Here is a 22750-nt window from a genome sequence, read left to right on the forward strand (position 1 = left end):
AACTCCGATCATTTAGAAAAATACTTCTTGTTTCTGATTTCAAATGCAGAACTCAGGATAAGCAGTGCTGTAACAGATCCTATGAAAGTCATTACGATCTTAAGTGCACAGTCGGAAAAGAAGCCTTCAGGAAGCATATTTATCATGCGGCTTTCTCTTGGGTCAAACATCCAGTTTCCCTGACTGAAAAAGATCTTATGAAAAATTGTGAAATACTTAGTAAAGTCTGTAGCAGCAAGGAGACCGATGCCGATAACCATTAAAAGTATGAGCATACATACTTGGATATAGCCTCTGGAAATATAATAAAGAGCCCCCCTGATCCCGGCGATTACGACGAGGTATCCAGAGATAGCTAAACAGGACAGGATGAAAATGGATCGAAGGAAGATACATTTGCCAAACAGATCACTCACATCCGCCATATGAGATTTTTCATTGTCGTTATAGAATTGAGCCGGTTGCCCGTCTATATTAGTTTCGATGATAAGGTTTTCACGATTGCCTCTTAAATAAATCATGGTCTGATCGATGACATCGCACATATCATCAAGACTCATGGTTTCACCCATCCAGGCATAAAGTGATCCTGTAACATCATATTTTATGAATTCGTTTCTGTAAAAATCAGGGGTCCAGTAGCAGACTGCCTCAAAGCTTGTAACAAACAGAATAAATATAAACATTAAAGAAAAAATGATACTGAGAAATGAATGATGTATAGTCTTCATGATTATGTCCGATCCTATGTTAAAAATTCTGATTGAGGAATAGTTTATCATGAATTATGAGCTAATGCTATAATTCTGAGCACATAGAACTTAAGGCGAAATGAATGATGAGATATCAGAGATGAGTGAAAACAGATATAAAAAAACGAGCGTCAGATGACACTCGTTCTTTCTGCCTGTTCCTGATGCGATTCGAACGCACGACCTTTCGCTTAGGAGGCGAACGCTCTATCCTGCTGAGCTACAGAAACATATTATATCAGGCACTTTATATTAGCATAATTGGAAGGCTTGTTCAAGAAAATATAAAAGCTAAGATGTTTATTAACTTGGTATCTTTATTACTGTGAAAACGTAATCAGATTTAATGAATAATTCAGGAGCGAAAAAAATAAAAAAATGATTGACAATATGTAACGCATCTTGTATTATAAACAAGCGCTGTGAGGAACAGCACAAAGCCATGCACCTTTAGCTCAGTTGGTAGAGCAGCGGACTCTTAATCCGTTTGTCCAGGGTTCAAGTCCCTGAAGGTGCATTTTTTGTTACCATAAATTCGCATTATGTTTAAGACCTTGCTTTCCGGCATGGTCTTTTTTTGATAGATATTAAACATATATTGCTTATAGTATTAAAACTGCGCTAAAATCAGCGTTGTTTAGTATTTTAAATTTAATAGGATTTGAGGAGGTATGTAGTGAAAAGGGCAGGGACAAAAACACTTGATATGACAGAAGGAAACATAGTTTCTCAGATCCTTATGTTTGCGCTACCATTAATGCTTGGCAACATTTTCCAGATGCTGTATAACACCGTGGATTCAATAGTGGTTGGAAATTTTGTAGGAACGGAAGCTCTAGCGGCAGTCGGTTCAACTACCATGATAATAAATATGCTGGTGTTTTTCTTTAACGGCTTTTCTGTAGGCGCTGGAGTTGTGATCGGTACCTATTTCGGAGCCAAGGATATGGAAAGATTGCATGTTGCTACTGAAACTACCATGGCATCTACCTTTGTAATATCAGTCATCTTTACAATTATAGGTGTGCTTGGCGTAACGCCCATGTTGAATTTTATGTCTACTCCTGAGGATGTAATGGGAGAAGCAACGCTGTATCTCAGAGTGTATTTTGCAGGTATTTCAGGATTGCTTATATACAATATCGGAAGCGGAATACTTCGTGCAGTGGGGGACACTACGAGACCTTTATATTTTCTGATACTTACCAGCCTGTTGAATATAGTGTTGGATCTTGCTTTTGTTATATATTTCAATATGGGAATCATGGGAGTTGCGTTGGCAACTATCATAGCCCAGTTTATTTCGGCTTTTCTGACTTTGAGACTTCTGTCAACAACAGATGAGATCTATAAATTGACCTGGCATGATCTGAGAATAGATAAATGTATCTTAAAGAGGATAATGTTTGTTGGACTTCCGGCGGGAGTTCAATCGGTAATTACAGCATTCTCAAATGTATTTGTACAGGCATACATAAATTATTTTGGATCGAGTTGTATGGCAGGGTGGAGCTGTTACAATAAGATCGATCAGTTCATAATGCTTCCTATGCAGAGCATGGCCATGGCATCCACAACCTTCGTAAGCCAGAATGTAGGTGCAAAAAAGTTGAAACGTGCGAATGAAGGCACATTCATATCTATAGGAATGATATTTACTATCACAGGTATCATAGCTACCTGTATATGGTTTTTTGCAGCAGAATCAGTCAGACTTTTCACTTCAGATCAGAGTGTTATAGATTATGGAGTCTTATTTCTCAGAACCAATGTATACTTCCTGATGTTAAACTGTATAAATCATGTTCTGGCAGGAGCCCTCAGAGGAAGAGGCGATTCTAAAGGACCAATGATAATCATGCTTATTACATTTGTAGCAGTGAGGCAGATATATCTTTTCATAATTACTCGCTTCGTTTCAAATACTCCTGTCCTCGTCGCATTAGGCTATCCTGTTGGATGGACGAGTTGTTGTATAGTTGAAGTGCTGTATTTTATCAGAAAATGGAATAAAAGAAGCATTAAATAATAGAGCAAATCCGCAAATTAAAATCACTGTTTTAATTTGCGGATTTTAATTATGTAATTGTAATTTAAAAAACAAATGATATAATAGATTATGTAAAGAGAGATTGGGGATGAAAAGAATCTTAGAAGGATTCGTTTCTCTTTAGAGTGCGATTTTAACCTGAATCGCATTTGGCAAACCCGGAGAAATCCGGCGACGCAAAACTACAGGGACCGAAAGGTCAGCCAGTTGCAATCTTCATGAAGCATTTTGCTTTGAAGGTTAGTTCTCGAATCAAGACTAATTAATGAAGGTTCTAGGTTAACTGGCATCGGGGGATTCCCGGTGCCTTTTGTTCATTTAAATAGCAAACCCGGGGAAATCCGGCGGCGCAAAGCTATAGGGGCCGAAAAGCCAGCCAGTTATACTTGAAAGGATATATATGAAGAACCTCATTAGAACAGTAGCGGCAGCTATTGGTTTAATAGCGGCGATGACACTTACATCATTTGCACAGACAAATATGGAAGCAGAAGCCTTGGCAAAGGTTAATGAGATAAGACTGGCAAACGGTCTTTCTGAAGTTAAGTACAGTGCATCCCTTGAGAATACATCAGTTATCAGAGTTAATGAGATTACGGAAAAATTTGCACATGAAAGACCTGACGGTTCTGAATTTTATACTGTGGATTCATCTATAATGTATGGTGAGAATCTTGCAAAGGGATACAATTCAGCAGATGAGGTCGTAGATGCCTGGATGGCGTCGCCTTCTCACAGAGAAAACATACTAAGATCGGAGTACGGTACCTGTGCCATATCAACAACAACGAAAGATGGAAAGACCTATTGGGCACAGGAGTTCGGAGTTTGATATTCATACATACTGCAAAAAAAGCTGTCGCATAAATGCGACAGCTTTTTTTAGTCTTCCAGGAAACCTGTTAACATTCGCTTGTACTTAGGGTTTTGAAGTTTACGTATAGCCTTTGATTCAATCTGTCTTATACGTTCACGGGTAAGACCGTACATTTGTCCGATCTCCTCCAGAGTACGTTCCTGACCATCGATAAGACCATAACGGTATTCAATGACCGTTTTTTCTTTATCTGTAAGGATGCCAAGTGTCTTATCCAGTTCCTCACGCATCATTATGTGGTTGGCATTCTGTTCAGGACTTATGATCTTATCGTCCTTGACGAAGTTTGAAAGCTCAGAGTCCTCATCATCACCGACCTTGCTGTCCAATGAAGTGAGACCATTATCATAGGAAAGGATTTCTGCTATTCTTTCGGCTGTCAGATTCATACGTTCTGCAAGCTCTTCCAGTGAAGGTTCATGTCCAAGCTCCAAAGACATCTCTCGGGATATACGTTTTGTCTTATTGATAAGCTCAACTACATGAACAGGTACTCTTATTGTACGAGAATGATCTGCAAGAGAACGAATGATAGACTGTTTGATCCACCATGTTACATAGGTAGAAAGCTTGAAGCCTTTATCCGGATCGAACTTTTCAATACCATGCATGAGTCCCAAATTACCTTCCTGAATAAGGTCAAGGAAATTCATACCTCTGCCAACATAATGCTTTGCTACAGAAACAACAAGTCTCAGGTTTGATTCAATGAGACGTGATTTAGCATATGAATCACCATCTCGTGAACGGCATGCCAGTGCATATTCTTCCTCTTTGGAAAGCAGAGGATAAATGCCAATCTGCTTTAAGTAGATTCTTACAGGATCGTCTGTACTGATAGATTCTATACTTTTTAATGAATCTATATTGATACTTCTGGCATCCTTATCCTCATCTGAAAGCTCATCATCAGAGAATTCGTCATCGCTTATTATATCTTCCTCTGATATTTCTTCATTTTCTTCTGATTCATCAAATTCTTCTGTTGATGAATCCTTTGATTCCTCTATGGAATGAGATACAGGTGCAGATACGGATACTCCTGATGCAGCAGTATTTGCCGGACGGCTTGAACTTGGAATGTTATTTGTAATGGTGATATCCTGTGTGGCAAGGTATGCACGAATATTTGTCATTTGGTCATCAGTTACATCATATTCTAAAAAAGAATCTGTTAACTGTTTTTCGGAAATGACACCACTCTGGGCTTTTTTTAATGAATTTAATGTTTTTAAAATATTTTTAAATGCAAGTGGATCTAAAGTTTTTTTGTCCATAATAATTTGTAAGTCACATTTAGTTATAAGTCGGTTTTTGAGCAACTCACGTATTATAGACTAAACGGCTAAAGGTGAAAATCGCTTTTATTGTATTTTAATAAGTGCAAAAGCAGAAATGTAACATTGTTTAAAAATAATAAAAAATCGCTTTGCTAATTGTGCTGAGTAACCAAGGTTCTGAGATATAACAAACATATAACAAAGCTTCAAAATACCATACCAAAAAATTACACAATACTGACCCAAAATAAAGTACTTACCATTTTTAAAATACTTATAAAATGGTAAAGGATAGTATGGAAAAGAGTTAAGCATTATAAAAAAGATATCATGAGATAATCTCTAAAATTTTCGGGTTTCAGGAAGAATGCAGTCATAGCGGATGGCTTTGCCGGTCAATGAATAATCTGGTTTTATATCTGCCAGAAAAGGTCCCTTTACAGGACGTTTGATTATGATCTTGTGAGGGCGCAATGAGATGGCGGCATTCAAAAGCATGGCGGCATCTGAACATGGAGGTTCAAGTTGCTGTAAAAGCTGAAATTTTTTCTTCACAAGAGAACTTTTTGTGCGGGTTGGGAACATTGGATCCAGCAGAACGATATCAGGTGTGATATCAAGATTATTCATTGCATCAATACTATTTTCGATATGAAGTTCCATACGTGAAACTATATCTCTTAGTGCAGGAACCTGTTTTGCACGTCGCAGAGTATCCTCAAGTAATGAGGCGATTATGGGGTCATATTCGTAAAGTTTGACATTAAAGCCTGACGCAGCAAGGAGTAAAGAGTCTTCTCCCATGCCTGCAGTTGCATCTATGAGCACAGGAGTGTGATCCAGACCTTTAAGTTTTGCTGCCTTAACTAACATTTCCCTCTCCAGATTTGACTGTTTGAGACGTGAAAGATTATCCGTAAAATCGCCTCTCAGAGCATGGGTTCCGTCCGTAAGAGATAATCCTTCGTCATCCATTTTGAGGTAAAGGGGTAATTTTTTATGATTGTCTTCAAGACTTTGACCAGATGTGGAAGATTGTTCTGCCAGAAAGGCGTCCAGGACCTCTTTATCCAGGGTATATGAAACATCTAATCTTTTAGATAAAATCTCCAGGCTGTCAATATAAGCTTCAGAAGCAGAATAAATGATCAAATTGGTATTTTTCTTCATAAAAACTAATCCATTCTAAAATAAAACAAGCAAGGTTAATTGATATGAGCGGATTAATTTGAATTAAGGGAGATATTTTTTATATCCGATAATCTCAGAGTGGATCGAGAAAGGACTCGATACCGGTTTTTGACACTCATATCATCTGATAAATCAGTGTAAAGAAATAAAAGGATTAATGCAATGGGAATTGAAACATTAGAGGTATTACAGCAACATGAATAAATGGAGTTAATGTAATTAATATGTGGTAATCATGATCGATATGGGAAGTGAGATCAGGTACTAAATAAAAAAATGCCGGCATTGCTATATTTATGTCAAATGGATGGTAGAAAATCATCTTAGATGCTATAATCCAAATGCTGCACAGAGGAGTCAGGAACCTCTATGTGGTATGAGTCATATTATTTCAATATTTCATTAATCAAATTTATTTTTCAGACGTTATAAATATAGGTAGTTATTTATTATTTGTCTTAATGAAATATGTGTGTATCTGCACAGGAGGAAAAGAATGGTAACAAATGATAAGGGTGCTATTGAGTTAAAGCACAATGTCATTCAGGGCTTAGCTAAGGCTGCCTGGGAAGACAGACTGGGTGAGCAGGCTGAGAACGAGCTGATTATGTCTCTGTCACCGGGACCACATGCAACATGGAGATGCTGCGTATATAAAGAGAGAGAAATTCTCAGATGGCGTATCCGTCTTACTGAGAATCTTGATGCTAACCCATACGCTACAGAGCCTAATCCAAATATTATTCAGGTTATTGATCCGGCATGTGAGGAGTGTCCGCTTTCTTCATATACAGTAACAGATAACTGTCGTCTCTGCCTTGGAAAGGCATGTATGAACAGCTGTCGTTTCGGTGCTATAACAATGGGAGATCAGAGAGCTCACATCGATCCAAATAAGTGTAAGGAGTGTGGAATGTGTGCCAATGCATGTCCTTATGGTGCCATTGCCCACCTGGTTAGACCATGTCGTAAGCCATGTCCTGTAAATGCCATTACATATGATGAGAACGGTATCTGCAAGATCGATGATAAGAAGTGTATAAGATGTGGACAGTGCATTCACAGTTGTCCGTTCGGAGCCATTGCTTCAAAGCTTGATGTTCTTGACATCATCAAGGATATCAAGGCAGGCAAGGAAGTATATGCAATGTGTGCTCCTGCTATAGAGGGTCAGTTTGGTAAAGATATCACCATGGGATCCATCAGAGAAGCATTAAAGAAGGTTGGATTCACCGATATGGTTGAAGTAGGACTCGGTGGAGATATGACTGCGGCATATGAAGCAGAGGAGTGGTATGAGGCACGTAAGGAAGGCAAGAAGATGACAACCTCCTGCTGTCCTGCATTTATCAATATGCTTAGAATGCATTATCCGGAGCAGTTCAACGAGAACATGTCTGAGACAGTTTCACCTATGTGTGCTATCTCAAGATATCTCAAGGCTATCCATCCTGGATGTAAGACTGTATTTATAGGACCATGTATCGCAAAGAAGTCTGAGGCTCACGAGATGGGAATCAAGGACAATGCAGACTACGTTATGACTTTCGGTGAGATGCAGGCACTTATGAGATCAAAGGATGTTGAGCTTCTGCCTGTAGTCGATCCATATCAGGAGTCTTCTATCTGGGGTAAGAGCTTCGCAAGCTCAGGTGGAGTAGCAAATGCAGTAATGGAAGTTATGAGAGAGCGTAATCAGGACGCTACAGGTATACAGCTTCGTGCGGCTGCAGGCGGTAAGGAGTGTATCACAGCCCTTTCTCTTCTTAAGATGGGTAAGCTTCCTGAAGACTTTATAGAAGGAATGGTATGTGAAGGCGGCTGTGTAGGCGGTCCTTCAAAGCACAAGACAGAGCTTGAGATAAGAAAGTCCCGTCAGGATCTCCTTAATCAGGCAGATGATCGTAAGATCCTTGATAACTTAAAGAATTATCCTATGGATAAGTTCTCCATGATAAGAGGAGAGATGTCAAAACCTCACAGTGAGAACTGATAAGTAAATAAAAACGGTGTATGGTTTTCCATACACCGTTTTTTACATATTAATAAGATCGAGAACTTTGGTTATTCTGAGCTTGCCATTCTTAAGGGAAACTACAAGTGCTCCGCAGTTTGGAACTATGGGACCATGCCAGAAATCATAATCGGAAAGGTCATTTATAATACATTCGAAACCACGTACTATGCCGCCATGTGCTGTGATGAGTACCTTCTTATAGATATCCTCGTTAGGATAGATATCTGTTTTGAGAAAATGATTTAGACGTGATTTAATATCTGTGACGGATTCACCGCCTGGAAGAGGCGATATCCTTTCCGGATCCTGAAACCAGTCTTTTATATGTGCTAATGTGACTTTTTCGGATTCGCTTGTAATAGTCTCGCCGCTAAGATCTAAACCTTCACCGATTCCAAAGGAGATTTCCTTCAGATCCTCACATAATACCGGACGAAGGTCAGTATAATTTCTGCATATAATCTCAGCTGTTTTACGAGCTCTCGAAAGAGGACTTGAAAAAACATGATCGAAGTGAATATGTTTTAATGCTTCTGACGCGATGCGTGCTCCTGCCAGGCCGGCATCATTTAATGGAATATCAGTAAGACCCTGAAGCCGGTGCTGTCGATTCCACATAGTTTCACCATGGCGGACTATATATAGTTCCATAATAAACTCCATTCCAAAGCTCATATATCTAACAGAATAAAAATATCAGTCATATGGAAATGTAAATATGAGCGAATATTCCTGAATCATCATTGTGTCCTGTTGCATATAGATAAGAAAATCTCTTTAACTATATATCTATCAGAACGGAAGTCTAAGGTTGGATAATGATCCTAAAATTCTGTTTACATTATCGAGATTTGCTTTTAATTCATTTACGGTCTCAAAGAATTCTTCGATTCTCTGACTATAACCGCCATAATCATTTTCAAGCTGCTGAACCATGGTGTCAATTTTATTCATAGTCTCAAAAGCTTCATCAATTTCAGCCTTATAAACTATAGCAATGGTATAAAGATAGTAGCTGACTCCTAGAAATACCAAAAGAGCTATAATGGTAAAAAAAAGGACGGTTTTCATAAGCTGACGGTTCTTTCGAATCTCAGCCAGAAGCTCGGAATTGGTAGGTTCATATTCTTGATCATCCATAGTCTGCTCGGAATCAGAAATTTCAGAAACATCTTCAGAATCCGACTCACTCATGTAGAATTCTTTCTCTTCGTCTAATGATGTCATAATGTTTCCTTTCGTAAAAAGGCTCATAATATAAAATTATATCATATAAGGTAGATATTTACACTTTTTGATGAAATAAGAAAAATGGAGCTGAATAAATAAAACAGACCGAATTCACAAGTTGTAAACCGGTATACTAAGATGTAAAATAAAATTAACTGCATTGGCGGAATGAACTGTGAATTATGGAGGAAATGATTATGTTAAGTCACGAGCACAAAAATGAAAGATGGGTATTTTATAAGGATATTCCAACAGAATCAGGAGGAGAGGGGGTAACTAAGAGAATACTTGCTTATTCTGATGATGTAATGGTGGTTGAGAATACATTTGCTAAGGATGCGGTGGGAAAGCTTCATCATCATCCTCATACACAGATCACATATATAAAATCAGGAAAATTTGAGTTTGAGATAGATGGGGAAAAACATATAGTTACGGAAGGAGACACACTTTTAAAAACAAACGGTGTAGAACACGGTTGTGTATGTCTCGAAGAGGGGCAGCTCATTGATGTATTTGCACCATACAGAGAAGACTTTGTGAAGGACTGAAAATGAGATTTTAGGTAATGCTTCTTTTGAAATGATGCATTGACTAAAGCTGAAACAGGAAGTTAAAGACATATAAGCTCAAAAGTGTTCATTAACTATTTAAAAAATTTTATATAACTTTAATTATTTAAATAATGGAGACAAAAGAAATGACGAAAAAACGTCATACGCTTTTGTCTCCATTTTTCATAGTTTCGGAAACTACTTCCATTTGAAAATTTCATCCGTTGACGAAATGACCGGCATTCGGTATAGTCTACACCATCGAGAGAATAGTTAAAAAAATTTAACGATATTGTTTCGATATCTGCTATATGTAGTTTTAAAAAATATGTGAGGTCGTTATACCGACCAAAAGGAGAAGAAATGGAATTTGAGGCAGTAAAGGAAATAATTGTTGATACACTTGCTTGTGACGAGGATAAGGTTACACCCAATGCAAGATTTATCGAGGATCTTGAAGTAGACTCACTTTCACTTGTTGAGCTTCATATGGCTCTTGAGGATTCTCTCGGACATTCTATTCCGGATGGTGAAATCGGAAAGCTGCAGACAGTACAGGAGCTTGTAGATTACTGCAATAAGTAATCATAAATAAACATTTCTGCAAAGCCAAAGCAAGTCTTTGGCTTTTTCGTGCTAAGAGAGGCGGGGGTTCCGGAAAAAACTGGAATGCAGGGTCAGAATTATCGAACCAAAAAGGGATAACATTCCCCGGCCAGGAGGAAAACTTATGAAATCTCCAATAAAAAAAATATATGAGATGTATAAAGACAGAGCACTTCGGAAGAAAGCTCATGCTGATACTGTTGGACATAATGGAATCAGGTTCTCATTCGTAAAAGGTAAGGGATCAGCCGAAGCTGCATCTGCTAAAGAGAAAGACATTAATAAAAAGGGACTTTCTACAGTATCCGGACAGATGCAGGAGGAAATAAAGGATAAGAATGGCCTTAGAATTCCGGCGGTCATGATTCCATCCAGCTTTATAACATGCAGATCATGCGGAAGACGCGCATTGAGACGTAAATGGGAAGATAACTTTTATGTATGCCCTGAATGTGGTAAGTATGCGCCGATTGGTGCGTACTATCGTTTAAGTCTGATTCTGGACAAGGGATCATTCACAGAGATAGATACAGATATAAGGGCAGAGGATCCATTAGGTTTTCCGGGATATAAGGAAAAGATAGAGCGACAGGAAGAAAAGACAGGATTGAATGAATCTGTTATATCTGCAGTAGGAAGCATTCAGGGAATAAAGCTGGTTACAGTTGTGCTGGACAGCAGATTCTTCATGGGATCGATGTCCAGGGCCGTTGGAGAAAAGGTAACAAGAGCTGTTGAATACGCAATGGATGAGAAATTACCTTTACTGATATTCAGTGCCAGCGGAGGAGCCCGTATGCAGGAAGGTATATACAGCCTGATGCAGATGGCCAAAACAACGTCAGCCATAGAGCAGTTCAGCGAAAAAGGGGGATTGTTCATAAGCTTTCTGACAAATCCTACTACCGGAGGAGTAACAGCAAGCTTCGCAACACTTGGAGATATAACATTGGCAGAACCCGGAGCGCTTATAGGTTTCGCAGGCCCGAGAGTAATCGAGCAGACCATAAGCCGCAAACTGCCTAAGGGATTCCAGCGTTCCGAGTATCTGGAGAATCATGGATTTGTGGATCGAATAGTCGAGAGAAGCGAAATGAGGGATGTACTTACCGATATTTTGAAGCTTCATGCAGATACAAGAAAGTTCAGTACTGTAAGAAAAAACGCAGTTTTGGAGAATAAGGGATGATCAGGGAAATAATACAAGAGGCAGAGCAGATCGGTAACAGGATCGATGCATTATCGGAAAATGATGAGTTAATTGAGAAGAATGCGGAAGAGATACGTTCACTTGATAAAACCAGAAATGAACTGTTATCCAAATGTACAGAGCTTAATCCTTCAGACAGAGTCTTCCTTGCGCGACATCCGAAACGTCCTCATATAAAGGACTTTATAGACAATCTGTTCACTGATTTCTTTGAACAGAAAGGGGATCATTTATATGATGAAGATCTTTCTATTTTCGGAGGTATAGCAAGATACAAGGGATGTCCTATAACAGTTCTCGGCCATCAGAAAGGCAGAACAATGGAGGAAAATCTTGCATATAACTTCGGAATGCCGAGACCTGAAGGATACAGAAAAGCACTTCGTCTCATGGAGCAGGCTGAAAAATTCGGACGACCTATCATAACATTTATCGATACTCCGGGGGCTTATCCGGGCATGGAAGCTGAAGAGCATGGACAGGGGGAAGCTATTGCAAGAAACCTTGCTGCCATGAGCCGATTCCATGTACCTATCATATCCATAGTTACAGGAGAAGGTAACTCGGGAGGAGCACTTGCCATAGGCGTTGCTAATAAAATCCTGATGCTCGAGAATTCAGTATATTCGGTACTTAGTCCTGAGGGGTTTGCTTCCATATTATGGAAGGATGCCGAAAGACATGAGGAAGCATGCGAAGTTATGAAGCTGACAGCTCATGATCTCAGAAGAGCGGGAGTGGCAGACCATGTCATACCTGAGCCACTCGGAGGAGCACAGGAAGATCCGGAAAGATTATATGCAAGTCTCGATATAGTTTTGGAGAAAACATTTACGGATCTTTTAAAGCTGTCCCCTGAGGAATTAAGACGGCAGAGACAGGAAAAGTACAGAAATATATAAATAGTCACTTTGAGGAGTGAACTATCGGGAGCATAGTTTTGAATGGAATAAAGATAATAGGTCTGGGAGGCTCGATTCCCAGTAGGACAGTTACCAATGATGCTTTGGGAGAGATAATGGATACTTCTGATGCATGGATATATCCGAGGACGGGAATCCATGAAAGAAAGTTCTGCTCAGAGGAGGAAAGTGCTTTGACTATGGCTGTAGAAGCCGGAGAAAAAGCAATCAGGGATGCTGGGATATCCAAAGATGAAGTGGCGGCAGTTGTTGTGGCATCAATGTCACCTGACCTTGCGACACCAAGCATGGCAGCACTTGTGCAGAGAGAACTGGGACTTCCTGAGGTTCCGGCTCTGGACCTGAACGCAGCCTGTAGTGGATTTATATACGCGCTGGAAGTGGCAAGGGGATTGCTGAATGCGAACCTCTGTGTAGATGATATCTATCCTGAAAAGGAAAAAGCAGATACTGAAAAGTCCGGCAGAAAATGTGCTTTAGTCATAGGAACTGAGCAGTTATCGAGACTTATCTCCATGGAAGATCGTACAACAGCGATATTATTCGGAGACGGTGCCGGCGCAGCTATAGTTACATCGGATAATGATGAGGGGATTGCGGAAAATAAATCTAATATTATAGATGCAAATTCTTGCGATAAAAGCGCAGTTAAAACAGGATATGTGAGTCTTTTGGGATCAAGAGGTTCAGGAGCCATAGAGGCACCATCTGTTTATTCGGATGCATATGAAAAAAAATATCGAAGAAAAGAAGATGCCACAGTAATAGATCATATGTTAATGGATGGAAAAGATGTCTTTGTATTTGCATGCGACATCATTCCTAGAATAATAAATGGACTTCTCAAAAAAACAGGGCTTGAACTTGATGATATAGATCATGTTGTCTGTCATCAGGCAAATGCGAGAATCATCAGACATGTCATCAGAGCAATGCATGCACCTGAGGACAAATTTTTTATGAATATGGAAAAGCTTGGAAATATAAGTGCTGCATCCATACCTATCGCCCTCAATGAAATGCATGAAAAAGACCTGTTAAAGAAAGGTGAAAGACTTATCCTTGCCGGATTTGGCGGAGGACTCACATGGGGTGGCTGCATAATCAGCTATAAATGATATTTCACAAGTATCATGTTTTATATGCTATTGAGCATATAGGACTTATTAAGAAAAAACTTAGAAATTTGAAAAATACGAAGAAAAAGGAATAACATGAAGCTTTTAAACGAAATTTTGGGAACACGTTATCCGGTCATTCAAGGTGGAATGGCTAATATTGCTACAGGACGTTTTGCTGCGGCATGTGCCAATGCCGGTGCAGTTGGACTTATCGGTACAGGTGGAATAAGAACTGCAGAAGAATTGAGAAATGAGATCCGTACGGCAAGAGAGCTCGCACCGGAAAAAGAAGACGGATATAAGCCGGTTATCGGAGTTAACCTGATGCTTATGAATCCTGCTACAGATGATTTTGTAAAAGTCTGCATAGAAGAGAAGGTTTCTGTTGTTACGACCGGAGCAGGAAATCCCGGAAAGTACATGGCGGATTTTAAGGCTGCCGGAATAAAGGTTATACCGGTAGTAGGAGCTCCTATTCTTGCACAGCATGTAGAAAAGCTTGGTGCAGATGCGGTTATAGCCGAAGGCTGTGAAAGCGGAGGACATGTTGGAGAGATGACGACCATGGCATTGGTTCCGCAGACTGTAGATTCGGTTAACATTCCTGTAATCGCAGCAGGCGGTGTGGCTGATAACCGTCAGTTCAAGGCGGCTCTTGCGCTTGGAGCATGTGGCGTACAGATCGGTACAGCATTGCTTGCATCTCCTGAGTGCCCAATTCATGAAAACTATAAGGCAGCTCTAATCAAGGCAAAAGGCTCTGATGCTATCGTAACAGGACGTATCGGAGGTACACCGGTAAGAGTATTAAAGAATCAGATGACAGTTCAGTATCTTAAGCAGGAGAAGGCTGGAGCCGACAAGATGGAGCTTGAGAAATACACACTTGGTTCTTTACGCCGTGCAGTATTTGAAGGCGATGTTAAAACAGGTTCACTCATGTCAGGACAGGTTTGCGGACAGCTTCATGATATACGACCTGTAGCTGAAATTTTGGAAGATATAACACATATGTAATGGAAAGGCGAAGTTATGAAAACAGCTTTTTTATATGCAGGACAGGGAAGTCAGCATGCAGGTATGGGAGCAGATCTCTATCGTGATTATCCTGAGTTCCGCAGAGTGTTTGACGGCGTTTCAGAGGAACTTCAGAAAAAGAATTCATCTGACAGGAATTATGATCTCTGTCGTTTATGTTTTGAAGATCCTGATGGTGTGATAAATCAGACACGTTACACACAGCCGGCTATGGTGGCTTTTGCCTGCGGTGTAACAGAAATACTGAAGGTCCATGGAATACGTCCCGATTATGCGGCAGGATTATCACTCGGAGAGTATTCAGCATTACAGGCAGCAGAGGTCATGGATTCAGAGACTGCCGTAGAAATGGTGGCATTCAGAGGGCAGAAGATGGCTGAAGCCAGCGAAGGTGTTGACTGTGGTATGACAGCGATTTTAGGAATGAGTGAATCTGACATTCAGGATTGCTGCGAGAAGGTAAGAAAAGAAAGTGGAAAGATAGTATCGATATGCAACTATAACTGTCCCGGTCAGATCGTTATCGGTGGAGAGAAGGAAGCTGTAGATAAGGTAACAGAGTTGGCAGCAGGCTTTGAAAAGGTACGATGCATCCCGCTTAAGGTATCGGGACCTTTCCATACAAGTTATATGTCATCGGCAGGTGATGCACTTCAGGGGTATTTCAAGAATATCCGTATGAACCGTCCTAAGTGCAGTGTACTTTTTAATTTCCTGGGAGATGAGTCGGAGGCTGTTACTTCATCGATCAATTCGACCACTGCAACGACTGCCGCAGCTTTTCGTAAGGCTATTCCAGAGCTTCTGGTAGAGCAGGTACAGAAGCCTGTACGTATGGAATCGATAATCAGAAATCTCTTTGCGAAGGGTGTCACTGATTTTGTTGAGATAGGTCCCGGACATACCCTCAGTGGTTTTGTAAAGAAGGTTGCCAAGGATATGGGAATAAGAGAGTTTACAGTAAGTGCGGTGGAAACATCTGAGGATGTTGAAAAGTTAACATCAAGATAAAGAGAGAATAGGATGAATAGTTTAAATGGAAAGACAGCAATCGTTACAGGTGCATCAAGAGGCATAGGAAGAGCTGTAGCGGTTGAGCTTGCGGCGAGAGGCTGCAATGTGGTGGTTGATTATGCAGGAAATCAGAATGCAGCGGAGGAAACCGTAAAGCTTTGTCAGGAAGCGGGAGTACAGGCAATTTCAGTGTGTGCGGATGTATCTGATGAAAATGCTGTTAATGAACTTATAGCGAAGACACAGGAGCACTTCGGAAGCATTGACATACTTGTGAATAATGCGGGCATAACCAGAGATAACCTGATGCTCAGGATGAGTGCTGAGGATTTTGATGAAGTTATTTCAAAAAATCTTCGCGGTGCATTTCTTATGACAAAGTATGCAGGAAAGATCATGTTGAAGCAGAGATCCGGCAGAATAGTTAACATTTCGTCTATAGTAGGCCTTCACGGTAATGCGGGGCAGGCAAATTATTCCGCATCAAAGGCTGGAATAATCGGTCTAACCAAGACAACAGCCCTGGAATACGCAAGTCGAGGAATAACTGCTAATGTTATAGCTCCGGGCTTTATCGATACTGATATGACAAGTTCGCTTCCGGATAAGGTCAAGGAAACCATGCTTTCGCGCATTCCTGCAGGAAAATTCGGACAGGCAGAAGATATAGCAAAGGCAGTAGCATTTCTTGCATCAGATGATGCCCGTTACATCACCGGTCAGGTCCTCGGCATTGACGGTGGAATGGGAGCGTAGGAGTTTGCATCAGCAAACTCCGGAGCGATATGGCCCGAGCGAGCTCGGGTCCCGAAGGGATCAGGTGAGGTTGACAAAACCGAACCTGACCGGCGGAAAACAGAGGGTCCGGTCAGGTATATTTGATTTTGCATATTTAATTAGATTGGAGCAAAAATGGAGAATAAGCGAAGAGTAGTGATAACAGGTCTCGGAACTGTCAATCCAACAGGAAATACAGTGGCTGAATCCTGGGGCAATATCCGCCAGGGAAAATGCGGTATCGCAGCTATAACACATTTTGACACAGAGAATTTTACTGTGAAGCTTGCAGGAGAAGTAAAAAATTTTGATCCTTCAAGGCTGATAGACCGTCGTGAGCAGAAGCATCTTTCAAGATTTACACAGTTTGCCATTGTGGCGGCAGAAGAGGCAATTATTCAGAGCGGACTCAAAGAATCAGAGGAATATGACCCATCACGAATCGGAGTTATAGTATCTTCAGGAATCGGTGCGCTGGATACTATCGAGTCAGAGCATACAAAGGCGGAGAATCATGGATTTGAGAGAGTATCTCCCTTTTTCATTCCTATGACTATTTCAAATATGGCAGCAGCCAATGTAGCCATCCGTCATGGATTCAAGGGAATGTGCAGTTGTCCTGTTACAGCCTGTGCAGGTGGTTCCAATGCAATAGGTGATGCATTCCACAGAGTAAGAGATGGATATGAAGATGTTATGATAGCAGGAGGAACAGAAGCGTGCATATCTCCACTGGGAATAGGCGGATTCAGCAGCATGCGTGCACTGAATCATTCAGAGGATCCAAATCGTGCAAGTATTCCGTTTGACAGCGAGAGAAGCGGTTTCGTCATGGGTGAAGGTGCCGGTATTCTCGTAATGGAGGAGTATGAGCATGCGGTTCGCCGTGGAGCAAAGATCATCGCAGAAATCGTGGGATATGGTGCAAACTGTGATGCATTCCATATAACAAGCCCTAATCCTGAGGGAGAAGGGGGAGCTGACTGCATGCGTCTTGCAATCAAGGATGCAGGCATAGATCAGGCAGATATTTCCTATATCAATGCTCACGGTACCTCCACGCATCTTAATGATTCATGTGAGACCAAGGCCATAAAGGCAGTATTTGGTGACAATGCCTACAACATTCCTGTGTCTTCTACCAAGTCTATGACGGGACATCTTCTTGGTGCCGCAGGAGGAGTCGAAGCAGTATTCTGTGTAAAGGCTTTAGAGGATGGATTTATTCCGGCCACCATTAACTACAGGAGTCCTGATCCTGAGTGTGATCTGGATATAGTTCCGAATGAAGGCAGAAGTTCAGAGCTCAAATATGCATTGAGCAATTCACTCGGCTTTGGCGGACACAATGCATGTCTTATTTTTGCAAAGGCATAAATAAGATATTAATGTAAGATCTGGAAGTAAGAATTTTAAACTTAGTTATTGAGTCAGATACCGACATAGCGGATCCAAATATAATTCTGATTCATGGGGGTAAAAATGGCAGAGGAAATAAAAGAACAGGATAATGCTTCTGAAGGTAGGATACCGAAGACATTAAATATAGAAGAAATCAAAAAAATCATTCCACACAGATATCCATTCCTTCTTATAGATCATGTTAATGACTATGAGCCGGGTAAATTTGCGAACGCAAGAAAGTGTGTCAGCGTAAATGAGCCGTTTTTTCAGGGACATTTTCCTGAATATCCTGTTATGCCGGGGGTGCTCATCATCGAAGCTCTGGCACAGACAGGAGCGGTTGCCCTGCTCAGCATGCCTGAGAATCAGGGAAAGATAGCTCTTTTCGGAGGAATTAAAAATGCTCGTTTCAAGCGTCAGGTAAGACCAGGTGACGTTCTGGAATTTCACTGTGAGCTGACAAAGATGCACGGACCTGTGGGGATAGGTACAGCCACAGCAACTGTTGACGGAAAGACAGCGGTTGTTGCGGAGCTGACATTTGCAGTACAGTGAAAGGCTGTGATCTAACAAGACTTTGCAGCCGGAATAAGAAATTGAGTAAAATAATTCAATAGTTTTTTTCATAGTGCAAAAATAGCGATACTATGGCTACCGATTATATATTAAATCGATAGCCATTTTTGTTATAATGATTTCACACTTGTTTATATTATTCTTAGAGGGTATATATGATATAATCAATAGTAAATTAAAATCCAAAGAAATAATATGATTTTTATATAGTTAAGGATGAACAGATATGTTAAGTAATACTTTTGAGGAATTATATAATCGATTCCGTGTACATTTTTATATGCAGGTTTTTTCCAAGGAAAATTCCGGTGATGATACATTGACCTCTGTTGAGGCATTCAGTCTTGAGTGTATAAAATCACTTGGGGAACCTACGGTTGCTGAATTTGCAAAGATGATGGGGATTTCGGCACCAAATGCAGCCTATAAAGTCAATGCTCTGATCCAGAAGGGGTATATCGAAAAGGTACAGTCGGAAACGGATCACAGAGAGTATTTTTTGAGGGCAACGGATAAGTTGAAAGACTACTACAAAAACAGCTATGAGTTCCTACAGCAGATAGTAGAAAGATGTGAAGAGCGTTTTTCTAAGGAAGATATAGATAGGCTGGATCAGATGATAGCTACCATCACCGACGAAATGATACCGGAGCTGGATCCAAAGCATTTTAAAAAGAGAGACAGAAGGTAGGACGAGGGATGAGAGATGAGAGAGCTACTTTAGATATGCTCATCAATGTACTACGTCCTATATATCAGATGAACGTTTGGAATGTTATTTCAGAAGTCAGAGTAAAAAAACTGAGTTCAGAAAGGACATTTCCGGACGTTTTTTTATTTAGTGAAATACTGACAAAAACAGAAGTAAAATTAGTATTTATTTTACTAATTGACATATTAGAGTAAACAGAATATATTAAATGTAAGCGCTTACAAAAGTATGGCAGAGAACTGTGAGATAAGTAAGCATTATATTAAAATAAAGTTGATTCGATTGAAAGGGGATAATTCAATGGAAAAGTTAAACTATCAGGTACTCGAGAAGTCAGGTTATGAGGGGTATATCCTTAAAGATGCGCCTGTAAAGGTGATGCAGTTCGGTGAGGGAAATTTCCTTAGAGCTTTTGTGGATTACTGGTTTGATATGTCAAACGAGAAGGCAGGATGGAACGGAAAAGTTACACTTGTTCAGCCTATAGGACAGGGACTTACAGATCTTATAAATGAGCAGGAAGGGCTTTATACTCTTTACCTTCGTGGATCTGAGAATGGGCAGAAGGTTAATAAAAAGAGGGTTATTTCATCAGTTAAAAACTGCATATCTCCTTATACAAAGGAAGGATTTAAGGATATGCTTGAGCTTGCAAAGTCAGATGATCTCGAGTATATCGTTTCCAATACAACTGAGGCTGGTATAGTTTACGATCCTGAAACAAAGTTCGATCAGGAGCCTCCGGTTTCATTCCCCGGAAAGATGACAAGAGTCCTCTATGAGAGATTTAAGGCAGGAAAAGCAGGCGTTGTTGTTCTTTCCTGTGAGCTTATAGACAATAACGGACAGGAGCTCAAGAAGATTGTTAATCGTCATATCGATGAGTGGAATCTAGGAGATGATTTCAAGAAGTGGGTTAATGATGAGGTTCTTTTCTGCTCAACACTTGTTGACAGAATCGTTCCGGGTCGTATCCGTGATCCAAAGGAAGTGGAGGAGCTTGATAAGGAGAACGGCTACACAGATCCGCTTACAGATGTCGGTGAGGTATTTGGCGTATGGTACATCGAGGGTCCTAAGTCGCTTGAGGATAAGCTTCCGTTCAAGAAGGCTGGAGTAAATGTTCATGTTGTTCCTGAGGTAGCTCCTTATAAGAAGAGAAAGGTTCGTATCCTTAACGGTGCTCATACAGGTTTTGTTCTCGGTTCTTATCTTGCAGGGTTTGATATCGTTCGCGACTGTATGCATGACGATGTAGTTAAAAACTATATGAACAAGATGCTTAAGGACGAAATTATTCCTATTCTTCCATTAGATAAAGAAGATTGTGAGAATTTTGCATCAGCAGTTGAGGATCGTTTCAATAACCCGTTTGTAGATCATCAGCTCATGAGCATTTCGCTTAACTCCACATCAAAGTGGAAGGCAAGAAATATGCCATCACTTCTTGAATATGTTGATAAGTTCGGAAAGCTCCCAGAGGTTCTTTCGATGAGCTTTGCCGCATATATCGCATTTTATAACAATGATGTACAGCGTCGAGAAGAGGATGGACTCATCTGCAAGCGCCCTAAGGGTAATGAATATAAGATTCAGGATGACAAGGAAGTTATAGATTTCTATGAAGCCCATAAGGATGATGATGTAAAGACTCTCGTTCATGCTGTAATGACAAATGAAGAATTCTGGGGACAGGATCTTACCAAGGTTCCGGGTTTTGAGGAAGTAACAGTAAAGAATCTTACTCTTATCAAGGAGCAGGGAGCAAAGGCTGCATACGCGTCAGTACTTTAATGAAAGGAAACCTTCTTAGGGAAAAGAAACATGGCCAAAGCACAGATAGTACATATCAATCCGGAGGATAACGTTGTCGTTGCCATCGCGCCAATAGCCAAGGGTGACGAAATCAGAATCGATGATATTGATATAAAAGCAATCGAGGATATTCCTCAGGGACATAAGGTAGCGGTAAAGCCGATTCCCAGAGATGAGCAGGTGATCAAATATGGTGTGTCCATTGGGCACACCACTAAAGATGTCAAAGCAGGACAATGGGTTCATACACATGACATGAAGACAAATTTAAGCGGAGAAGTTGTGTATACCTACAATCCCGCTGTACCGGCAAAGGCAGAAATGCCTGTGGAGACATTTGAGGGATATGTCAGACCTGATGGAAAAGTCGGAACACGTAATGAGATTTGGATCATCCCTACAGTGGGCTGCGTCAATGATGTGGCAAAGCATCTTGTTGAGATGAATCAGGATCTGGTAAAGGGTTCTATAGATGGGCTCTATACATATACTCATCCATTTGGATGTTCCCAGACAGGAGGAGATCATGCACAGACACGTAGGGTACTTGCTGATCTGGTTCGTCATGCAAATGCCGGTGCTGTGCTTGTTCTTTCATTGGGCTGTGAGAACCTTACTCATGAACAGTTCCTTCAGGAGCTGGGCGAATACAACCCTGACAGAGTGAAATTCCTTACCTGTCAGGATGTAGAGGATGAATTCGAGGCCGGTTCAGAGCTGTTACGTGAGCTTGCTGAATATGCGTCAAAGTTTAAAAGAGAGACAGTAGGGATCGACAAGCTCGTGCTTGGAATGAAGTGCGGAGGATCAGACGGTCTATCTGGAATAACCGCTAACCCGACAGTAGGAAGAGTATCCGATATGGTCGTTGCTCAGGGTGGGACAACCATATTAACTGAAGTGCCCGAGATGTTCGGCGCTGAAAGTATGCTTATGGACAGATGCGTAAATGAAGATGTATTTAACAAGGCTTCAAATATGCTTAACGGGTTTAAGGACTATTTCATTAGTCACAATGAGGTTGTTTATGATAATCCTTCACCGGGAAATAAAGAAGGCGGAATAACCACATTGGAAGATAAATCCTGCGGATGCGTACAGAAGGGCGGAAAAGCTGCAATAGCTGACGTACTTTCATATGGCGAAGAGGTTCATACAAAGGGGCTTAATCTGTTATACGGTCCGGGAAATGATCTTGTATCGAGTACCAATCTTACTGCTGCAGGCTGCACAGTGATACTTTTCACAACTGGAAGAGGAACACCGTTTGGTTCGCCGGCTCCGGTCGCAAAGATCGCTACCAATGATAGGCTTGCTGAGAAGAAAAAGAATTGGATCGATTTTAATGCAGGTCCGGTTGCTTCCAGGGGTGAATCAATAGATGATGCCGGAAGACGTCTTTTTGATTTTGTAAAAGAGATAGCTTCAGGAAAGCAGACTCAGGCAGAAAAGCACGGATTCAGAGAGATATCCATATTTAAGGATGGTGTTGTATTATAATATAAAGAACGGACCTGAATCGGAAAGCCGGTTCAGGTCCTTTAATGCTTCAAAAAAATACCTCCCGGGCTAATGGGAGGTATCTATAGAAGAAAAATCAAGT

At 40.7% G+C, this 22750-nt stretch carries 21 protein-coding genes, 2 tRNA genes and 2 riboswitches; of the genes, 17 read left to right on the forward strand and 6 right to left on the reverse strand.

Features of this window, described 5'->3' with window-relative positions; translation table 11 throughout:
• Positions 1 to 8 precede the first annotated feature (8 nt).
• Complete coding sequence (locus BXO88_RS00185) at positions 9 to 731, reverse strand: TIGR01906 family membrane protein (RefSeq protein ID WP_168171578.1); 723 nt, start codon at positions 729 to 731, stop codon at positions 9 to 11.
• A gap of 177 nt (positions 732 to 908) precedes the next feature.
• A tRNA-Arg gene (locus BXO88_RS00190) sits at positions 909 to 982 on the reverse strand.
• 214 nt (positions 983 to 1196) lie between these two features.
• Here BXO88_RS00190 and BXO88_RS00195 point away from each other — a divergent pair.
• The 3 genes from BXO88_RS00195 (at position 1197) to BXO88_RS00205 (ending at position 3634) form a co-directional block, all read left to right on the forward strand.
• A tRNA-Lys gene (locus tag BXO88_RS00195) sits at positions 1197 to 1269 on the forward strand.
• Positions 1270 to 1428: 159 nt separating this feature from the next.
• Positions 1429 to 2781, forward strand: a complete 1353-nt coding sequence (locus BXO88_RS00200; protein WP_078035788.1) for an MATE family efflux transporter — start codon at positions 1429 to 1431, stop codon at positions 2779 to 2781.
• Between the two features lie 162 nt (positions 2782 to 2943).
• A riboswitch (cyclic di-GMP riboswitch) is annotated at positions 2944 to 3017 on the forward strand.
• Positions 3018 to 3116: 99 nt separating this feature from the next.
• Positions 3117 to 3190: riboswitch (cyclic di-GMP riboswitch) on the forward strand.
• A 12-nt stretch (positions 3191 to 3202) separates the two neighbouring features.
• The gene (locus tag BXO88_RS00205; protein ID WP_078035789.1) at positions 3203 to 3634 is read left to right on the forward strand and encodes a CAP domain-containing protein; all 432 of its coding nucleotides are present in this window, start codon (positions 3203 to 3205) and stop codon (positions 3632 to 3634) included.
• Between the two features lie 50 nt (positions 3635 to 3684).
• On the opposite strand, the gene BXO88_RS00210 is transcribed toward BXO88_RS00205, so the two are convergent.
• Positions 3685 to 4815: a sigma-70 family RNA polymerase sigma factor gene (locus tag BXO88_RS00210; protein WP_168171579.1), complete on the reverse strand. Its 1131-nt coding sequence runs from the start codon at positions 4813 to 4815 to the stop codon at positions 3685 to 3687.
• Positions 4816 to 5301: 486 nt separating this feature from the next.
• On the reverse strand, positions 5302 to 6129 hold the full coding sequence (locus BXO88_RS00215; protein ID WP_078035791.1) for a class I SAM-dependent methyltransferase: 828 nt from the start codon (positions 6127 to 6129) through the stop codon (positions 5302 to 5304).
• A 517-nt stretch (positions 6130 to 6646) separates the two neighbouring features.
• Here BXO88_RS00215 and BXO88_RS00220 point away from each other — a divergent pair.
• Positions 6647 to 8143 carry a 4Fe-4S dicluster domain-containing protein gene (locus tag BXO88_RS00220; protein WP_078035792.1) on the forward strand — a complete coding sequence of 499 codons (1497 nt, stop codon included), beginning with the start codon at positions 6647 to 6649 and terminating at the stop codon, positions 8141 to 8143.
• Between the two features lie 42 nt (positions 8144 to 8185).
• On the opposite strand, the gene BXO88_RS00225 is transcribed toward BXO88_RS00220, so the two are convergent.
• Together BXO88_RS00225 and BXO88_RS00230 are read right to left on the reverse strand one after the other, a co-directional pair.
• A complete protein-coding gene (locus BXO88_RS00225) occupies positions 8186 to 8818 on the reverse strand; it encodes a histidine phosphatase family protein (RefSeq protein ID WP_168171580.1) in 633 nt (210 codons plus the stop codon).
• Positions 8819 to 8959: 141 nt separating this feature from the next.
• On the reverse strand, positions 8960 to 9394 hold the full coding sequence (locus tag BXO88_RS00230) for a hypothetical protein (RefSeq protein WP_078035794.1): 435 nt from the start codon (positions 9392 to 9394) through the stop codon (positions 8960 to 8962).
• A 200-nt stretch (positions 9395 to 9594) separates the two neighbouring features.
• On the opposite strand from BXO88_RS00230, the gene BXO88_RS00235 reads away from it, so the two are divergent.
• The 13 genes from BXO88_RS00235 (at position 9595) to BXO88_RS00300 (ending at position 22647) form a co-directional block, all read left to right on the forward strand.
• Positions 9595 to 9948: a cupin domain-containing protein gene (locus BXO88_RS00235; protein WP_139355460.1), complete on the forward strand. Its 354-nt coding sequence runs from the start codon at positions 9595 to 9597 to the stop codon at positions 9946 to 9948.
• 366 nt (positions 9949 to 10314) lie between these two features.
• Entirely contained in the window at positions 10315 to 10536 is a 222-nt protein-coding gene (gene acpP, locus BXO88_RS00240) for an acyl carrier protein (protein ID WP_078035796.1), read from the forward strand.
• Between the two features lie 145 nt (positions 10537 to 10681).
• Entirely contained in the window at positions 10682 to 11746 is a 1065-nt protein-coding gene (gene accD / locus BXO88_RS00245) for an acetyl-CoA carboxylase, carboxyltransferase subunit beta (RefSeq protein WP_330395029.1), read from the forward strand.
• The gene (locus BXO88_RS00250; RefSeq protein WP_078035797.1) at positions 11743 to 12669 is read left to right on the forward strand and encodes an acetyl-CoA carboxylase carboxyltransferase subunit alpha; all 927 of its coding nucleotides are present in this window, start codon (positions 11743 to 11745) and stop codon (positions 12667 to 12669) included. Before accD ends, BXO88_RS00250 begins: the two co-directional genes overlap by 4 nt.
• A gap of 38 nt (positions 12670 to 12707) precedes the next feature.
• Complete coding sequence (locus BXO88_RS00255) at positions 12708 to 13808, forward strand: 3-oxoacyl-ACP synthase III family protein (protein ID WP_078035798.1); 1101 nt, start codon at positions 12708 to 12710, stop codon at positions 13806 to 13808.
• Between the two features lie 96 nt (positions 13809 to 13904).
• The gene (locus BXO88_RS00260; RefSeq protein WP_078035799.1) at positions 13905 to 14828 is read left to right on the forward strand and encodes a nitronate monooxygenase; all 924 of its coding nucleotides are present in this window, start codon (positions 13905 to 13907) and stop codon (positions 14826 to 14828) included.
• 15 nt (positions 14829 to 14843) lie between these two features.
• Positions 14844 to 15860 carry an ACP S-malonyltransferase gene (locus BXO88_RS00265; protein ID WP_078035800.1) on the forward strand — a complete coding sequence of 339 codons (1017 nt, stop codon included), beginning with the start codon at positions 14844 to 14846 and terminating at the stop codon, positions 15858 to 15860.
• Positions 15861 to 15872: 12 nt separating this feature from the next.
• Positions 15873 to 16619 carry a 3-oxoacyl-[acyl-carrier-protein] reductase gene (gene fabG / locus BXO88_RS00270; RefSeq protein ID WP_078035801.1) on the forward strand — a complete coding sequence of 249 codons (747 nt, stop codon included), beginning with the start codon at positions 15873 to 15875 and terminating at the stop codon, positions 16617 to 16619.
• A gap of 156 nt (positions 16620 to 16775) precedes the next feature.
• Positions 16776 to 18017: a beta-ketoacyl-ACP synthase II gene (gene fabF / locus BXO88_RS00275; protein ID WP_078035802.1), complete on the forward strand. Its 1242-nt coding sequence runs from the start codon at positions 16776 to 16778 to the stop codon at positions 18015 to 18017.
• A 105-nt stretch (positions 18018 to 18122) separates the two neighbouring features.
• Positions 18123 to 18599: a 3-hydroxyacyl-ACP dehydratase FabZ gene (gene fabZ / locus BXO88_RS00280; protein WP_206099939.1), complete on the forward strand. Its 477-nt coding sequence runs from the start codon at positions 18123 to 18125 to the stop codon at positions 18597 to 18599.
• A gap of 247 nt (positions 18600 to 18846) precedes the next feature.
• Positions 18847 to 19311: a MarR family winged helix-turn-helix transcriptional regulator gene (locus BXO88_RS00285; RefSeq protein ID WP_078035803.1), complete on the forward strand. Its 465-nt coding sequence runs from the start codon at positions 18847 to 18849 to the stop codon at positions 19309 to 19311.
• Positions 19312 to 19632: 321 nt separating this feature from the next.
• Positions 19633 to 21126, forward strand: coding sequence for a tagaturonate reductase (locus BXO88_RS00295; protein ID WP_078035805.1), 1494 nt, complete (start codon positions 19633 to 19635; stop codon positions 21124 to 21126).
• 30 nt (positions 21127 to 21156) lie between these two features.
• Positions 21157 to 22647 (forward strand): UxaA family hydrolase, encoded by a 1491-nt coding sequence (locus BXO88_RS00300; RefSeq protein ID WP_078035806.1) that lies wholly within the window; start codon positions 21157 to 21159, stop codon positions 22645 to 22647.
• The last annotated feature ends 103 nt before the right edge of the window (positions 22648 to 22750 follow it).

Origin of the sequence: Oribacterium sp. C9 (assembly GCF_002007235.1) — a bacterium.
GTDB lineage: Bacteria > Bacillota > Clostridia > Lachnospirales > Lachnospiraceae > Oribacterium.

Coding starts and splice junctions, on each gene's coding strand:
- BXO88_RS00235 (WP_139355460.1), top strand. CDS start 9,595: ATGTTAAGTCACGAGCACAAAAATGAAAGATGGGTATTTTATAAGGAT.
- fabZ (WP_206099939.1), top strand. CDS start 18,123: ATGGCAGAGGAAATAAAAGAACAGGATAATGCTTCTGAAGGTAGGATA.
- BXO88_RS00225 (WP_168171580.1), bottom strand. CDS start 8,818: ATGGAACTATATATAGTCCGCCATGGTGAAACTATGTGGAATCGACAG.
- BXO88_RS00185 (WP_168171578.1), bottom strand. CDS start 731: ATGAAGACTATACATCATTCATTTCTCAGTATCATTTTTTCTTTAATG.
- BXO88_RS00300 (WP_078035806.1), top strand. CDS start 21,157: ATGGCCAAAGCACAGATAGTACATATCAATCCGGAGGATAACGTTGTC.
- fabF (WP_078035802.1), top strand. CDS start 16,776: ATGGAGAATAAGCGAAGAGTAGTGATAACAGGTCTCGGAACTGTCAAT.
- BXO88_RS00205 (WP_078035789.1), top strand. CDS start 3,203: ATGAAGAACCTCATTAGAACAGTAGCGGCAGCTATTGGTTTAATAGCG.
- BXO88_RS00215 (WP_078035791.1), bottom strand. CDS start 6,129: ATGAAGAAAAATACCAATTTGATCATTTATTCTGCTTCTGAAGCTTAT.
- acpP (WP_078035796.1), top strand. CDS start 10,315: ATGGAATTTGAGGCAGTAAAGGAAATAATTGTTGATACACTTGCTTGT.
- accD (WP_330395029.1), top strand. CDS start 10,682: ATGAAATCTCCAATAAAAAAAATATATGAGATGTATAAAGACAGAGCA.
- BXO88_RS00260 (WP_078035799.1), top strand. CDS start 13,905: ATGAAGCTTTTAAACGAAATTTTGGGAACACGTTATCCGGTCATTCAA.
- BXO88_RS00230 (WP_078035794.1), bottom strand. CDS start 9,394: ATGACATCATTAGACGAAGAGAAAGAATTCTACATGAGTGAGTCGGAT.
- fabG (WP_078035801.1), top strand. CDS start 15,873: ATGAATAGTTTAAATGGAAAGACAGCAATCGTTACAGGTGCATCAAGA.
- BXO88_RS00250 (WP_078035797.1), top strand. CDS start 11,743: ATGATCAGGGAAATAATACAAGAGGCAGAGCAGATCGGTAACAGGATC.
- BXO88_RS00210 (WP_168171579.1), bottom strand. CDS start 4,815: ATGACAAATATTCGTGCATACCTTGCCACACAGGATATCACCATTACA.
- BXO88_RS00220 (WP_078035792.1), top strand. CDS start 6,647: ATGGTAACAAATGATAAGGGTGCTATTGAGTTAAAGCACAATGTCATT.
- BXO88_RS00265 (WP_078035800.1), top strand. CDS start 14,844: ATGAAAACAGCTTTTTTATATGCAGGACAGGGAAGTCAGCATGCAGGT.
- BXO88_RS00285 (WP_078035803.1), top strand. CDS start 18,847: ATGTTAAGTAATACTTTTGAGGAATTATATAATCGATTCCGTGTACAT.
- BXO88_RS00295 (WP_078035805.1), top strand. CDS start 19,633: ATGGAAAAGTTAAACTATCAGGTACTCGAGAAGTCAGGTTATGAGGGG.